This is a genomic window from Microbispora sp. NPDC049125 (assembly GCF_040802045.1).
Lineage (GTDB): Bacteria > Actinomycetota > Actinomycetes > Streptosporangiales > Streptosporangiaceae > Microbispora.
Genome location: NZ_JBEZDW010000001.1, coordinates 477,103 through 491,565, shown reverse-complemented (window position 1 = coordinate 491,565; position 14,463 = coordinate 477,103). Strand labels below are relative to the sequence as shown.

At 68.6% G+C, this 14,463-nt stretch carries 16 protein-coding genes; 5 read left to right on the top strand and 11 right to left on the bottom strand.

Going from position 1 to position 14,463, the window contains the following annotated elements:
• The first annotated feature begins 44 nt into the window (after positions 1–44).
• Positions 45–1,505 (top strand): cellulose binding domain-containing protein, encoded by a 1,461-nt coding sequence (locus AB0B72_RS02150; RefSeq protein ID WP_367736420.1) that lies wholly within the window; start codon positions 45–47, stop codon positions 1,503–1,505.
• A gap of 34 nt (positions 1,506–1,539) precedes the next feature.
• Here AB0B72_RS02150 and AB0B72_RS02145 read toward each other — a convergent pair whose 3' ends face one another.
• The 4 genes from AB0B72_RS02145 to AB0B72_RS02130 form a co-directional block, all read right to left on the bottom strand.
• On the bottom strand, positions 1,540–2,940 hold the full coding sequence (locus AB0B72_RS02145; protein ID WP_367736419.1) for an FAD-binding oxidoreductase: 1,401 nt from the start codon (positions 2,938–2,940) through the stop codon (positions 1,540–1,542).
• A 336-nt stretch (positions 2,941–3,276) separates the two neighbouring features.
• On the bottom strand, positions 3,277–3,762 hold the full coding sequence (locus AB0B72_RS02140; protein ID WP_367736418.1) for a hypothetical protein: 486 nt from the start codon (positions 3,760–3,762) through the stop codon (positions 3,277–3,279).
• Positions 3,763–3,992: 230 nt separating this feature from the next.
• A complete protein-coding gene (locus tag AB0B72_RS02135; protein WP_367736417.1) occupies positions 3,993–4,835 on the bottom strand; it encodes a nuclear transport factor 2 family protein in 843 nt (280 codons plus the stop codon).
• Positions 4,836–4,990: 155 nt separating this feature from the next.
• Positions 4,991–5,989 carry a GlxA family transcriptional regulator gene (locus AB0B72_RS02130; RefSeq protein ID WP_367736416.1) on the bottom strand — a complete coding sequence of 333 codons (999 nt, stop codon included), beginning with the start codon at positions 5,987–5,989 and terminating at the stop codon, positions 4,991–4,993.
• 28 nt (positions 5,990–6,017) lie between these two features.
• Here AB0B72_RS02130 and AB0B72_RS02125 point away from each other — a divergent pair, with 28 nt between their 5' ends.
• Positions 6,018–6,293: a hypothetical protein gene (locus AB0B72_RS02125; RefSeq protein ID WP_367736415.1), complete on the top strand. Its 276-nt coding sequence runs from the start codon at positions 6,018–6,020 to the stop codon at positions 6,291–6,293.
• A 63-nt stretch (positions 6,294–6,356) separates the two neighbouring features.
• Here the strand turns inward: AB0B72_RS02125 and AB0B72_RS02120 are convergent, their stop codons facing one another.
• The 3 genes from AB0B72_RS02120 to AB0B72_RS02110 all read right to left on the bottom strand — a co-directional run bounded on the left by AB0B72_RS02120 (position 6,357) and on the right by AB0B72_RS02110 (position 8,879).
• A complete protein-coding gene (locus AB0B72_RS02120; RefSeq protein WP_367736414.1) occupies positions 6,357–7,292 on the bottom strand; it encodes a hypothetical protein in 936 nt (311 codons plus the stop codon).
• Positions 7,293–7,375: 83 nt separating this feature from the next.
• Positions 7,376–8,107 carry a YqjF family protein gene (locus tag AB0B72_RS02115; protein WP_367736413.1) on the bottom strand — a complete coding sequence of 244 codons (732 nt, stop codon included), beginning with the start codon at positions 8,105–8,107 and terminating at the stop codon, positions 7,376–7,378.
• Between the two features lie 52 nt (positions 8,108–8,159).
• On the bottom strand, positions 8,160–8,879 hold the full coding sequence (locus AB0B72_RS02110) for a TetR/AcrR family transcriptional regulator C-terminal domain-containing protein (protein WP_367736412.1): 720 nt from the start codon (positions 8,877–8,879) through the stop codon (positions 8,160–8,162).
• A gap of 128 nt (positions 8,880–9,007) precedes the next feature.
• On the opposite strand from AB0B72_RS02110, the gene AB0B72_RS02105 reads away from it, so the two are divergent.
• On the top strand, positions 9,008–9,721 hold the full coding sequence (locus tag AB0B72_RS02105; RefSeq protein WP_367736411.1) for a DUF4386 domain-containing protein: 714 nt from the start codon (positions 9,008–9,010) through the stop codon (positions 9,719–9,721).
• Positions 9,722–9,866: 145 nt separating this feature from the next.
• Positions 9,867–10,313, top strand: a complete 447-nt coding sequence (locus AB0B72_RS02100) for a hypothetical protein (protein ID WP_367736410.1) — start codon at positions 9,867–9,869, stop codon at positions 10,311–10,313.
• Between the two features lie 60 nt (positions 10,314–10,373).
• Here the strand turns inward: AB0B72_RS02100 and AB0B72_RS02095 are convergent, their stop codons facing one another.
• Both AB0B72_RS02095 and AB0B72_RS02090 read right to left on the bottom strand, forming a co-directional pair.
• The gene (locus AB0B72_RS02095; RefSeq protein ID WP_367736409.1) at positions 10,374–10,712 is read right to left on the bottom strand and encodes a hypothetical protein; all 339 of its coding nucleotides are present in this window, start codon (positions 10,710–10,712) and stop codon (positions 10,374–10,376) included.
• Positions 10,713–10,721: 9 nt separating this feature from the next.
• Positions 10,722–11,165 (bottom strand): VOC family protein, encoded by a 444-nt coding sequence (locus tag AB0B72_RS02090; protein ID WP_367736408.1) that lies wholly within the window; start codon positions 11,163–11,165, stop codon positions 10,722–10,724.
• A gap of 710 nt (positions 11,166–11,875) precedes the next feature.
• On the opposite strand from AB0B72_RS02090, the gene AB0B72_RS02085 reads away from it, so the two are divergent.
• Complete coding sequence (locus tag AB0B72_RS02085; protein WP_367736407.1) at positions 11,876–13,045, top strand: HNH endonuclease; 1,170 nt, start codon at positions 11,876–11,878, stop codon at positions 13,043–13,045.
• A 28-nt stretch (positions 13,046–13,073) separates the two neighbouring features.
• Here the strand turns inward: AB0B72_RS02085 and AB0B72_RS02080 are convergent, their stop codons facing one another.
• Both AB0B72_RS02080 and AB0B72_RS02075 read right to left on the bottom strand, forming a co-directional pair.
• Positions 13,074–13,538, bottom strand: coding sequence for a hypothetical protein (locus AB0B72_RS02080; RefSeq protein WP_367736406.1), 465 nt, complete (start codon positions 13,536–13,538; stop codon positions 13,074–13,076).
• The gene (locus AB0B72_RS02075) at positions 13,535–14,182 is read right to left on the bottom strand and encodes a hypothetical protein (RefSeq protein WP_367736405.1); all 648 of its coding nucleotides are present in this window, start codon (positions 14,180–14,182) and stop codon (positions 13,535–13,537) included. Before AB0B72_RS02075 ends, AB0B72_RS02080 begins: the two co-directional genes overlap by 4 nt.
• Between the last annotated feature and the right edge of the window lie 281 nt (positions 14,183–14,463).

Here is a 14,463-nt window from a genome sequence, read left to right as displayed (position 1 = left end):
CCTTCCCGGGAAGGCCGGGCCGCCACGACCAGAGAGGCACCTCCATGCGCATCCCCGGTCCACGCACCGCCGCCACCGCCGTTCTCAGCGGCGGCCTGCTGCTCTTGCCCGCCGCGGCCGTCGCCCTCGGCTCCGGCCTCGCTCCCGCCAATGCCGCAGTCCGGGTCGTGGACGACACCACCCCGCCCACCGCGCCCGGCACCCTCTACTACTGCCCCGTCCCCGTGCCCACAGGCGGGCCCAGCCTGGGTGTCGGCGTGTCGATCTGCTGGGGCGGGGCTACCGACAACGTCGGCGTCGTCGCGTACGACGTGCAGATACTGCGAGACGGCACGTTCACCACGATCAGCACCGGCAACAGCACCTCACGAGGCGTGCTCATCACCTCCGGGTTGACCGAGGGGCAGGAGTACACGTTCAGGGTGCTCGCCAGGGACGCCGCGGGCAACGTCAGCCCGCCGTCGAACCAGTTGACCCTCGTGGCCCACAACATCGGCGGGCCGGCCTCCAGTCCCACTCCGCCGCCTTCCGACACCATCCCGCCGAGCCGCCCCGGTGAACTGAATCTCCGCACCCCCTACCTGAACGGCGCCGTGGGCCTCGTATGGGCCCCGTCCACCGACAACGTCGCGGTGTCGCGTTACGACGTGTACGTATGGAAGAACGGTGCCTTCGTCCGGGGCGCCACCGCCGGCGCCACGTCGGCGGCCACAGAAGTCATGGCGGTCGTCAGTGGCCTCACCCCGGGCCGTGACTACCTGTTCTACGTGGTCGCCGTGGACGCCGCCGGCAACGTGAGCGCGCCGACCAACCTGATCCGGGCACGGGCCATGGTGGAGCCGCCGAACCCCAGCCCCAGCCCGGGCGTCGACACGACACCCCCCGGCACGCCCTCCGGCCTCAGCGCCGCGAGCGGGATCAGCATTCCGGGCGGACTGTTCCTCACCTGGAACACCGTCAGCGACGACAGCGGCGGTCCCCTGCGCTACGACCTTTACCGCGCGACCGACACCGGGTGGGTGTATGAGGGGGAGAACAGCACCCCGCGCGACATAGTGAATGGCCTGGTGGGAGGCCAGTCGTACACCTTCCAGGTCGTCGCCCGTGACGCCGCCGGCAACCTGAGCCAGGCGTCGGCGCCCTACGCCGCGGTCGCCCAGCCCAACAGCTCACCCACGCCCGGGGCCACCTGCAAGGTCGCCTACGACGCGAACAGCTGGGGCACGGGCTTCACCGTCCACGTCACGATCACCAACACCGGCACCTCCCCGATCAGCGGCTGGCGGCTGGGCTTCACGTTCCCGCTCTCCGCGCAGACCCTGACCACGGGATGGTCGGCGACCTGGGCGCAGTCGGGGATGGCCGTCACCGCCACCAACCTCGACTGGAACAGGACAATCGCCCCCGGCGCGTCGGTGTCCATCGGCTTCAACGGCACGCACTCCGGCACCAACCCGGCACCGAACGCCTTCACCCTCAACAACGGCGCCTGCACCATAGCGTGACCCGCCGACGGCGCCGTCCGGGCGGCCGGCGCCGTCATCGCCGTACGGATCCCTCGGAGCGGCCGTGCCGGGCACGGCCGCTCGCCGGGGCGATGTTGAGGTTGACGCTGAAGACGTTGTCCGGGTCGTAGGCACGCTTGACGTCGGCCAGGCGCCGCAGGTCCTCCCCCGTGTACGCCGTGGCGACCTTGCCGGGGTCGGCCAGGAAGTTGAGGAACGAGACACCGAGGCCGTGGGGCCTCAGCTCTCCCGCGAGATCGGTGTCGGGAGCATCCACGATGATCGAGAAGGACGCGGAGCGGTGGCCCACCGGACCGGCTTCCGGCGCGGGGTCGGCCATCGCGCCGCCCCAGTGCCGGATCTCGACCGTGGCCACCGAGGAGGCGGGGTTCGCCGCGTCTCGGGCCAGCGCGTCAAGCACGGGGCCGGTGAGGTCCTCGTACATGTCGAAGTGGCGGGCAGGGGTGCCGCCCATCCTCGCCTGGGCGTACTCGACCGTCCGCAGGTCGTCGGCCAGCGGCGTGCCGGCGGCGGCGCGCAGCGGGCGCAGCAGCCGCTCGGCCCGCTCGGCGTCGCCCGCGTACATGACCTTGAGCGTCACCACGCGCCGGCCGCGCAGCGCCTCCGGGACGTCCGGTCCGTCGCCCGCCCGGGTCAGCAGCAGCGCGCTGCTCAACTCGCTCGGCACCGCGGCGGCCCACCGGCGGTACGCCTGGAGGATCTCCGGCGCCCGTTCGATCGGGAAGTGGACGGCTCCGGCGTACACCCGGCTGACCGGGTGGAGCCGGAACTCGAGGCCGGTGACGACGCCGAAGTTGCCGCCGCCGCCGCGCAGCGCCCAGAACAGGTCGGGATGCCGGTCCGGAGCCGCCGTGACCTCCCGGCCGTCGGCGAGCACAACCTGGGCGCGCAGCACGTTGTCCGCGGCGAAGCCGTACGCCCGCGACAGCCAGCCGAGCCCGCCGCCGAGCGTGTAGCCGGTGACGCCCACGCCGGGGGCCGAGCCCGACAGCGGGGCGAGGCCGAACGGTGCGGCGGCGGCGAGCACGTCGGCCCAGACGGCGCCGGGGCCCACGCGGGCGATCCGCCGGCACGGGTCCACCAGGACCGATGACATACCGGACGTCTTCAACAGCAGGCCGCCGTCGGGGGACACCCGCGTGCCGTGGCCGGTCGCCTGCACGGCGAAGGGCAGCCCCCGCTCGCGGGCCGCGAGGACGGCCGCCCGCACGTCGCCGGCGCCGGCGGCCTCGGCGACCAGCGCGGGCCGGGGGTCCATCCCCGGGTACAGAGCCTGGCGCTTCTCGTCGTACCCGGCGTCTCCGGGCAGGTGCACGGCGCCGGCGAAGCCGCTCAGCAGGCCGCGTCCTTCTCCACGCGTGCCGATGATGTGCCCGCCGATGGTCTGCGTCCGCTCCGCGACCTGCCCGCTCATCTGGATCTTCCCTTCGGGTTCTCGCGCTCCCCGCTGAAGCGCCTCACCACGAGGTCGGTGCTGGCGATCCGTTCTCGACATCGCCTGCCCGCGCTCGTACCGCCATCCTGGTACCGACAATTTAATTTGTCAAGACTACGGATATCGTCGGCTGCTTGCGCCGAGATGATCCCGTTCGGACGGCGGCTCACCGCCCTGCGCCGGCAAAGGCCCCGGCAAAGCAACCGGGTCCGCACCCTCGTGAGGTGCGGACCCGGTTGTCCGGCGGTCGATGGTGGAGGCGAGGGTCACCCGGGCCGGCCGGCGTGGCCTCGGGTTCTTCGTGACCAGGGCTGACTAGGGCTGGCCGACGAAGTCGACCTGGACGGTCGCCGCCCGCGCGCTCGGGCTGGAGGGGCTGGGCACGAACGAAAGCAGGCCCGTGCCGTAGCAGGGGAAGGTCATCGAGACGGGGATCTCCACGGGCACCCCGTAGTAGCGCAGGGTGACGGGCAGCGTCGCGGACGGGCCGCCGCCGGACAGGACGATCGCGTTGGCGGCGGTGCCCGTGTAGCCGGGACGCGTCGCCCACGTCGAGATGGCGGGCCGCACCTCGACGGTCTGCCCCTCCATGGGATGCCCGGTCTGCCCCGGGTAGACCGGGCCGAAGCAGGCCATCTTGAGGGTCGCGTGGCCCGCCACTCCGTTGACGAGGCCCTGGAAATACTGGTTAGGCCGTACGGGGGCCGGATCGACCGCACCGGCCGACGCCGGCGCGGCGACGGCGGACACCACAGCGGCGACAGCCAGGGAACCCAGCCTGGCGGACAGCTTCGGGGACATGAACCCTCCAAGGGACGCGGTATGCGACGGTCGGCGAGTGCGCCCAGAACGCTAGGTTTGCCGCCTCCTGTGGTCAACGACCGCTGTTTCCGGCCCTGCGGTAAGGCGACACACGAAAACGGCGAACCTCGCCGGCCGGAGGCGCCGGCGCGCCACCTTTCCCTGGACAGCCGTCGAGCGTCCCCGGACCGGCCGTGAGGCGGGCCCGTCCGGGCGGGTGTATCGGTCCTTCACGACCCCGTGAAACATTCCAGGCCGGGAGCCGGGAGCCGAGAGGGCGGCGGGCCAGGCGCGAGCCTGCCCTTCTCATCGGCCGGGACCGCCCCCTGGCATGGCGCCAGGGCGTCGTGCCAGCGGGCGGTGTCGGTGACCTGGGTGAGCTCCACGACCAGGCCGTCGCGCAGCCGAAGGTCGTGGGCGAAGACCGCGTCGTGCGGCCGCCCGGTGCGGCGGGCCGTGCCCCGGTAACGGCCCAGCGCGATCACCCTGTCGGGGCCGCTCCACACGAACTCCTCCGCCGCCGGGAACGTGTCCAGCTCCTTGAAGATCACGGCCCAGCAGTCCCGGAGCATGGCCTGCGGCCCGTGGTGCACCCTGCCCACGTCGAGCGGCATGCCCGGGCTCACCCGGCCCACGAACTCGGGATGGAGCACGGCGAGCAGCTCCCCGGGGTCCTGCGCGGCGAACGTCACCCGCTCGCGACGCTCCTCCGCGGAGCCGACCAGAAGGAGCCGGTCCGCCAGACGGGCCAGCGCCTCGTCCACCGGGCGGTTCAGCCGGGCCAGATCCTCGCTCAGCGCCTCCGGCCATCGGGCGAGGAGGTCCTCCCGGCGGTGCAGAAGCAGCAGCCGCGCCTCACCGGGACGCTCGGCGGCCCAGCGGACCACGTACGCGACCGCGCCGGCGGCGGCCTCCGCCGGATCGGGCGCGCCGGCCGCCCGCAGGAAGCCCTCCTGGAACCTGCGGACGGTACGGATCCACAGGTGGGCCATCAGCAGATCGCGGGAGGTGTACCGGTGGTAGATGGACCCGCTCGGCGCGCCGAGCCTGGCCGCGATGGCGCCGACCGTCACGGCGGCCAGGTCACCCTCCCCGCCAGCGCCGCCGCGGCGTCGAGGATCTGGTCGGTGTCGAACTTCGCCGGTCGTCCCACCCCCGCACGCTATCGGCCGCCCCTGCCCGGACACGCCGTCGGCCCTGCCGTCTGCCGCGACGGCCGGACCCGGCGTCACCCGCGGGCGGCGGCCGCGGCGCCGGCCGCGCTGAACGCGGAGGCCTGGGTCGAGCGGTACCGCGAGGGCGGCACGCCGTACCGGTCGACGAACGCCTGGCGGAGGGTCTCGGCCGTGCCGAACCCGCAGCGGGCCGCCACGGCGGCCAGGGGCAGCGAGGTCGAGGTAAGCAGGTGAGCGGCGGCCTCGACGCGGGCGCGCCGGACGAACCGGCCGGGCGTGCACCCGAGGTGCTTGAGGAACAACCGGGTCAGATGCCGCTCGCTCACGCCCGCCGCCTCCGCCAGCGTGGCCGTCGCCAGGTCCGCGCCGGGATTGCCGGTGATGTGGTCGGCGACCCGCTTGACCAGGCCGTCCGGGATCGGCGGAGCGGCGGTGAACACGCTCATCTGCGCCTGGTTGCCGGGCCGCTGCAGGTACGTCACCAGGTCGCGGGCCACCTGCCGGGCGAGATCGGCGCCGTTGTCGTCCTCGATGAAGGCGAGGGTGAGGTCGAGGGCGCTCGTGACGCCGGCCGCCGTGAAGACGTTGCCGTCCTGGATGAAGATCGGGCCAGGGTCGACGGTCACGGCGGGGTGACGGGCGGCGAGTTCGCCCGCCCACCGCCAGTGGGTGGTGGCGCGGCGGCCGTCGAGCAGCCCGGCGGCGGCCAGGATGCTGCTGCCCGTGCACACCGAGGCGACCCGGCGGCTCTCGCGCGCCAGACGGCGGACGTGCCCGACGATGAGGCGGTTGTCCGCCGCCTCCTCGTACCCGATGCCTCCCGACACGATGAGCGTGTCGAGCGGCCCGGTGAGCCGTTCCAGCGCCTCCTGAGGGTGGAGCACCAGCCCGCTGCCGCAGGTGATCGGATGCCCGCCCGGCGCGGCGAGGCGGACGCGGTACGGGGGCGACGCGCCCAGCCAGTTCGCGCTCTCCAAGCTCGACGTCACGCAGGCGATGTCGAGCAGCTCCGCCGCGAAGTACCCGATGACCGCGACCCGCCGTTCCTTCATGGCCGCGACTCTATGCCGGAATGACCGGGTGCCCAAGGATCCGGACCTGTACGGGCGGCTCCCTGGGGGGACGGCGCGCCCGGCGGCACGGTTGAGCCATGACAGCACTCGATGCCCGCCCCAGGTGGGGACGCTGGAGATGTGCGCGGCCATGTTCGCCCCGGCCGTGCCGCTCTTCCCGCTGCTGTGGCTCGGCGCCATCGACGGCGAGGCGCTGATGATGCTCGCGCACGTCGCGATGTTCCCGCTCATGCTGGCCGTCATGCTCCGGCGCCGTGACGAGTACGCGGGCTGCGCGGGCTGACAGCCTCCGATGCCCGGCACGCCAGATCTGCTCAAGGAACGAAGTGCCGGGAGGCGAGCCGGCTCAGAAGGCCGGGGCGGCGGGACCGTCCTGGTCAGCGGGGGCGTCCGGGCCGGCTCGGCGGGCACCGGCGGGCCGGCGGATCGCGGGCAGACCCGTGAGTGCGACGAGAACGCCCGCCACCACCACAGGCCAGTCGGCCGTCGCCGCCGCGCCGGTCAGGCGGCCACCGCCACAGCTGGGCCACACGAGCTCCACGACCGGCTCGGCGAACCCGAAGACGAGGACGGCCGACGCCGCGACCAGAAGCGGGGCGACACCCCGGGTGGCCACGGCCACCACGGCCGCCACGGCGACCAGCCCGGCCGGGACGGCCAGCCCGCGCGCATACTCGAACCACATCAGGAACAGGTCGGACGCCAACGGCCTCACCGGACCCGCCGCGTAGCACGACCATCCGTACGGTTCGAGCCGCCCGTACAGAGAGACGGCCGTCGACACGACGGCGGCCAGGCCGGCGCACGTCCACAGGATCAGCTCGCCCCGGCGCGGGGCGCGCCCGAGGAGAGGCGTCCGTGCGGACGCAAGCAGGAGAGCCGCACCCACGGCGTAGCACCCCAGTGGCAACCATGCGATCACCACCGGCCGGCGCGCCCCCGTGCAGATCTCATGAGGGGGAAAGGCCACCGCCACCGCGACGACGACCACGATGACCAGCCCGATCAGGCCGATGCCGGCGACGGGCGCCCATCTCCTGCCGTACCGCTCGGCCACGAGCACGGCGGCGACCATCGCGGGCAGCAAGAACTGCGCCCAGGTGGAGATGTGCCCGGCCACCACCTCGGCCTGGGACGGCTCCCAGAGCGAGCCACACAGGAAGCCCTCCGACGTCCGTCCCCAGCCAGACGCGTACATGACGAGCGGCAGTACGGTGGCGGCGACGGCCAGCACCCGCACGACGACGGCCCTGCGGACCGCGAAGGTCCCGGAGTGCGCCATGGACTCCCCTCCCTCGACATGATCTTCGAGAGAGTAGACCACCCGCCCATCCGCCGCCCGCTGTATCCGGCCATGGGACGACATCACGATTCTGGCGTCACGGGGCTCCACATTCCGACCCGTACCGCCACGCCGGGAGACGCGTGGACGAGCGGGTCGTGGTCCGGAGCCGGGAGCCCGGCCGCCTGGATGAGCCCCTGGTCGAGGTGGGCCAGCCGTGCGTGGTGCAGCGGCCAGCGCCGGTGCTCGACCTCCGCCGACGCGGGCATACCCGCGACGACGGTGAAAAGGCGGTACCGCTCGGTCAGGAAATCCACCAGACCGTCGCGTTCGGCGTCCGCCAGCGGCGCTCCGAACTCGACGTCCGCGTCGCATCGGGCTCCCGCCGGTCCCGGCCATCGCCGCCGGCAGCGGTAGCGGCGCCGCTCCCCCTCGACGCGCACCGCCATGTCCGACCAGAAGTACGGCAGCCAGTAGGCGGCCCGGGCCCCCAGCATGACCGGGAGCCGCCCGGCGTCCAGGGAGAGGAACCACAGCCCGTCACGCCCCCGCGCGTCGCGCGCGTACGTGCGCACGTTGGTCTCGGGGAACCGCGACAGCCAGGGCAGGGCCGGCACGCCGGGTGCCCGCACGTCCCGCATGAGGAACGGCGTGAGCCCGACGTAGGCCGCCCCGTCGAAGGTGTCGACCGTGAGCCAGTCCGGCAGGAACGCCTGCACCAGCTCCGGCGGGTACCGCCAGTGGATGAACGTCAGATCCGCCCACCGGTGATACATCACCGGCCGCCGGACCCGGCGCGACCGAGTAGTGACCATGCCACGCCCCTACCCGGGGGGGCCCGTCCGGCACGGCAGCCGGGGAACGGCGCTACCCGGCAGTGCGTGTGCCGTTCCTGGAACCGGTGGAGTGCCAGCCCTGCCGGTGCAGCCGCTCGAACCCGTCCAGCAGGACGTCCAGGGCGAACTCGAACTCGAACTGGTCGTCGCAGCCCCGGCCGACCGCCGACCCTTCGTCGTGTGACCCGGCCGTGGCGATCTCGATGATGTGGGGATACCGCGCGGCCAACTGGCGGAACATGGCCGCCTGCGCGTCCGGATCGGCGGGTGGCGGCGGCGTGGGGAACACCTCCTGGGTGAATCCCCACATCCTGCTGCCGAGGGCGTGCATCACGTGGTGGGTGAGATCGGCGGAGAAGCCACCGGCCAGGAACATCCCGATGACCGAGTTCATGTAGTCGAGCACGACCGGCGACGCCTGGGTGCGCGACTCGATGACGTGGGATGCCCAGCGGTGGCGCAGCAGCGCCTGCCGGGCCGAGAGTATCCGCCGCCGGATCGCGTCCTTCCATTCGGCGCCGTGTATCGGCGGGTCGATCTCGCCGACGATGACGTCGACCATGCCGTCGAGCAGCTCCTCCTTGTTCGCCACGTGCTTGTAGAGCGCCATAGGCACCACGCCCAGCTCCTGGGCCAGCTTGCGCATGCTCAGCGCCTCGATGCCGGCGTCGTCGGCGAGCGCCACCGCGGCGCGCAGCACGCGGTCCCGGTTCAGCGGGGCACGGCGCAGGGTCTCCGCCCGCTCAGTCACGCCGCCCTCTTCCCACTCGCCGGCGAAGACCGGTCTTGCCGCTTGACATGGTGTACATCGTACACCTACCGTCTGAAGCAGCCGCAGGTGTACGCCGTACACCCCCCGGCGTCTCAGGAGAGGCTCACATGACCCCAGCCAGAAGGACCGCCATGGTCGCCGGCGTCCTCTTCCTCGTCACCCACGTCACATCGGTCCCGGCGCTCGTGCTCTACGGACCGGTTCTCAACCACCCCGGGTACGTCACCGGCTCGGGCCCCGACACCTCGGTGCTTCTCGGCGCCTTCCTCGAAGTGATCCTGATCCTCGGCATCGTCGGGACCGGCGTCGCGCTCTTCCCCGTCGTCAAGCGCCAGCACGAAGGCGTCGCCCTCGGCTATGTGGGGCTGCGCACCCTCGAGGCCGGCATCGTCGCCGCCGGCATCGTCCCCCTCCTCGTCATCGTGACGCTGCGGCAGGACCTCACCGACACGGCCGGCGCCGGTGCCGTCGGAAGCGCCCTGGTGGCGTTCCACAACTGGACGTTCCTGATCGGGCCCAGCTTCGTCTGCGGGACGAATACGGTGCTGCTCGCGTACCTGCTTCACCGGTCCGGACTCGTACCGCGCTTCATCCCGGTGCTGGGACTGATCGGAGGCCCGCTGGTCTTCGCCTCCGGCACCGCCTACATGTTCGGCCTCTACGAGCAGATCTCGGTGTGGTCGGCCCTCGGCGCCGTCCCGGTGTTCGCGTGGGAGATCTGCCTCGCCGTCTACCTGATCGTGAGAGGGTTCCGGCCTTCGGCCATGGCGAGGCTCGACCCGGCACCGGTCGCAGCCGGCGCCCAGCCCGTGGCCGTGTAGCCCCGGCCGGTGCGGTCGCCCCGTGTGCGGGGCGGCCGCAGTCGGTCGGCGGCGGGCCGGGTCGTGCGGATTCCGGTCTCGCGGAACCGGCGCGACGTCAGGCAGACTCGGTTCCAGACCCGCCCTCTCACATCGGGGAGTCCCCGTGGACCTGGACGAGTTGGAAGAGGCCATGCAGGCGATCCGGCGAGCGGTGGATGGCTCTGACGCCTCGATTCCGGACGGCCGCCACGAGGGCTTCGACGAGGCGGACCTGGCCTACCTTCAGGCCACCTACCTGGCGAACCTGCTGGAGGAGGCGGCGAAGGTCGCGCGTCACCTGCGGGAACGGATGGTAGGCCTGCCCAACGACCAGCTGATCGCATCCCAGCACGGAGGCGACCCCAGGTATCACCGCAACCAGGCGCGAATCCGCCTGGAGTCGGCGATCATCTCGCTGCACGCCGCGTTCGTCGACATGACTCATGTCCAGGCGGAGATCGGCCTGGTGGATCTGCGCAGGCCGGAGCCGCGTCTCAATCACCACTGGCCGGAGGAGCTCCCGCTTGAGCCGACCGATGGGGACCCCTACGGGGAGGACCAGTCCCGGTGATCTCACCACTGTCGAATGTCATGCGGGACGACCGGCGGCGCGAGCCCTTGCGGGGATCGTTCATGCCGGGAGGGCGTCTCCGGGGAAGCCGTGGCACGGGTGAACCTCGCAGCGGATCATCCCGGCGCGCACGCAGGGGTCCCCGGCCATGATCTCCGCGGCTTCCTCGGCAGGCACGGTCATGATCGCGACGCCGGCCACGGTGTCGGAGGCGACCGGGCACAGGATCGCGATCACCCCCTCAGCGCGCAGCGACACCATGCGTCGCTGGTGTTCGAGTTCGATCGCGTCCGCGCCGTCCATGGTCCGCTCCGGCCCCCACCGAAGGAGCGCCAGGCTGTAGGGCTTCGCGGTCGCGGCCAGAGCCCGGATCTGTTCGTCGGTCACGGTCGTGCTCATGATGTCTCCTCACTTCTCGATGCGCTCGGCCAGCGAGACGATGATTCCTTCTGGCCCGCGGACGTAGGCCATCCGCCACACGCCCTCGTATTCGCCGATGCCTCCCACCAGGCCGTAGCCGTCGGCCGCGGCATGGTCGACCGCGGCGTGGAGGTCGTGCACCTCGAAGGCGACGTTGCGCAGGCCCAGCTCGTTGGCCGGCGCGGCAGGCGAACCCGGCAGGTGCTCCGGCCGCGTGAAGCTCGAGAGCTCCAGCGTCGTGCCTCCGCCGGGCGGTCGCAGCATGACGATCTCGGTGCGGGCGCCGGTCATGCCGATCACCGTGTCCAGGAATTCGCCTTCGACGGCCATCTTCCGATCGGCCTCCAGACCAAGGCCGACGAAGAACGCCGTCACAGCGTCGAGGTCGGCGACGGTGATCCCGACGTGGTCGAATCGCCTTATGAATGTCATCCGATCCCTTCCGAAGTTTCTTAAGGAGACGCTGAGAAGGTAGCACCCAAAGGTTCCGTAAGGGAACCCCATTTGCTCGATTGGCGCCATGCAGGGGACGCGGTTCGGGGAGACGGCGCGTTCCGTCGCGCGTACCTTGGACGCGATCGGCGAGCCCCGGCCGCTGCCGATCCTGCGCGTCGTCGCAGCCCCGCGGGCCCTACTGGTGAGGCCGTGTCCTGGTCCTACGCGGCCGGGATGAGTTCATCGACCTCGACCCGTACTCGACCACCTGACGTGGTTGACGTGACCCACAACCGGCCCGCAGCCGGCGAGCGTCAACGAGAACGGGCGGGACTCCGTGAGACTGGAGGCCCGCCCGATGATCTGTCGTTCGCCCTGGTCAGCGACTTGATCTGCTGGTCAAGGTCTGGTGCCCCCTGCAAGATTCGAACTTGCGCTCCCGGCTCCGGAGAGGGTTGCAACTTTCCATCACGTAGCCCTCTTGACCAGGGATTATGCATCTTCGGATCGCCCCCTATTGTGCTGCTGGCCCATGATTGGCCCACGATCATGCCGTGAGGGCTCTGGACGCCTGGACTACCGGGACTTATGAAACCAGGCCATCTCAGTGCCTCGATGCGCATGCCAGCCAGCCAGCCGCTAGAGCCTCACAAAGTGTCGGCGCCAGGCCGTACCCTGCCGTAAACGGGAAGCGCTTGGAGGTTGCTGTGAGGTTGACAGACCTAACTGATCCCGAGGCTGTACGGAACGCTGCTCGGGAGTACGACGCCCTCGGACGTCAGGAATTCCTTAGGCGGTACAACTTCGGGCAAGCGCACCAGTACTTCCTCCACCTCAATGGCCGACTCTACGACGCGAAGGCCGTCGTAGGTGTTGCCTACGGCCGGCAAGATGGTCGAGAGGAGCTCGACCATGACGACCTCGCAGGAGGGGTAGCCGCAGCGAATCGGGCCCTGGAACGGCTCGGATTCGAAGTCATCAACTCTCGCCCCGGCGATCTCTCTGGTGAGCTCGCTTGGCGAATGGCCGTTTGGAGCCACATGCAGGCGCTATCCACTGCCAGTGGAGTGATTAGGGTTCGCCCTGCCGACCTACATGAGTTCGGTGCCTACGGGGGCGCGCAGGGCGTCTGGGTGGACGCGAAGCGTACTAAGGATCTACATCTGGGCGGGATCGCCGTCTCGATTCTCCATACCGGGCGACACTACCCGGACGATCTGTCCACGGATGGGATTCTTTACCACTATCCCGAGACCAAGCGTCTTCCCGGTCGTGATGCCTCAGAAATCGCGGCGCTGAAGAGCGCCGCAGAGCTGCGGCTACCTATCTTTGTTATCACGCAGCCAAGCGCCACGATGCGGGATGTCACCCTGGGATGGATCGAAGGCTGGGAGGACAGAAGTCAGCTTTTCTCTATCACCTTCGCGGACAAACCCGCCCTCCTACAGGTTGAGGATCACTCGGATGACGAACCGTTCGAGCTCATGGCACCGCTCCGAAAGGTGTCGACGCGTACAGTCCGGGCGCGGCCCAACCAGAGAATGTTCAAGCTGCGGGTATTCCAGAGGTACGGTCCGCGTTGCCCGCTCTCTGGTGTATCGGTGCCAGAGATGTTGGAGGCCGCACACATCATGGGCCACGCGCAAGGCGGCGGAGACGACCCTCGTAACGGCCTACCGCTGAACGTCGCAATCCACAGAGCCTTTGACGCCAGCCTATTCGCCTTCAACCCCGACACCCTCGAAGTGGAAACACGCCCGTCTGGACCGAGCCTCGATGACATGGGGATCCGATACCCCGCAGGACTCAAGGACCTACCTAAACGCCCCCATCGCGATGCATTGCTATGGCGATATGAGCGCTGGGCGCGTCGATAGTCCCGATAGCAACCCATCCCCCCTCAAGTCATGGCATGAGATTAGAGGCGAAAACCTCACGAGCTAGCGAATAAAGGAACGGACAATTATCACCTGAGGCCTTGAGCTCTCCATCGATGGCGTTAGTGCCCCCTCCCCCAAAACTGACGGTGAGAGTAAGCCTCGACTTGGGACTAGGGGCGACCTTAGGATGGAATTCAACCTTCTTTAGGTGCCAATAATGGATATTATCGGCAAAGATAATACCATCCAAATCGTCTTCCGCTAGGAAATTCTTGGCCTCAAGCGCCATTCTTTCCGTGAAGAACCATACGTTTTCGAGATTTCTAGCACCCTCAGTATCGACAAACTCGCTGATAAACAGTCTGTTGACTGGTCCATCCTTCGAACTTAGATCCTCGGCAAGTTCAAGGAGGTCCGAAATGCGCTTCTCGGCTACCGTGGTCAGCGCCATCTTATACATGTACAGCGCGATGGATTCAGGAATACTCACTTTCGACCTCCGCGTTCACGTACTTCCATGATCATACCCTCGACATAATGAAGGATATGTCCAAGATAGTTAGGAATAAACTCAGGGTTCTTGTAATCCCACTGCCATTTAACATCTGCAACGGAGGTGCGAGACCTCCTTTGCGTGTAATAGTCGTGCGTCAACCTTCTGATAACATCTTGGAGCTGAGTCGTCACTTGAATTTCGAGCCGTATTGAGACCCTCTCTGTATCCCAGTTAGCTGCCGGTATTTCTAAATCAAACCACAGATAGCAATGGGCGGCATAATAACCCTCCTCCCTCGCTTCGTAATCCACAGAGAATCTGATCTTGCAGCTATCGGCCATCTGGCGAATATGGTCGACAATGATACCTACGCCATCAAGATATTTGACGACGACAGTCGTCCGAACGATATCATTTACCCTGCCATACCAGTTCAATGGCGTAACCCAACCACCATCGGGAGGGCTCGGCCATCCACTATTTTGCGCTACATTCTTTCTGAAACTTTTATCCAGAAGAGAGTCATAAGGTTTTGTAACAATTTCAGGCGCGTTTGGCGTGGCGAAAAGCTTAAATCCAGTCTTGGCAGTGTACCCATCTTCCACTTCGGCGCGGTATTGCAGTATCTTCCCCCACACTTCGGAGGATAGTACATCGGACTTAACCTTCGTGGATATAACTTCATATCTTGACTTCGCGTGCCGAAGAGCGTTTTCACCAATAGTTGCGCGAAGCCAAGTCGGATACTCTTCCCAGGTAACCTCAGAAGGAGCTCTGTAAGAATCCCCATGTGGTCTCGCACCACCAGGCACCTAACCCTCGACCTCCCGAACTATGACCATGCCGGCCAACTCCTAGCACCCAGCATTCCACATATAGGCCAGGACAGTCGACGGTTTGCAAGGAATCCGGACAGAAG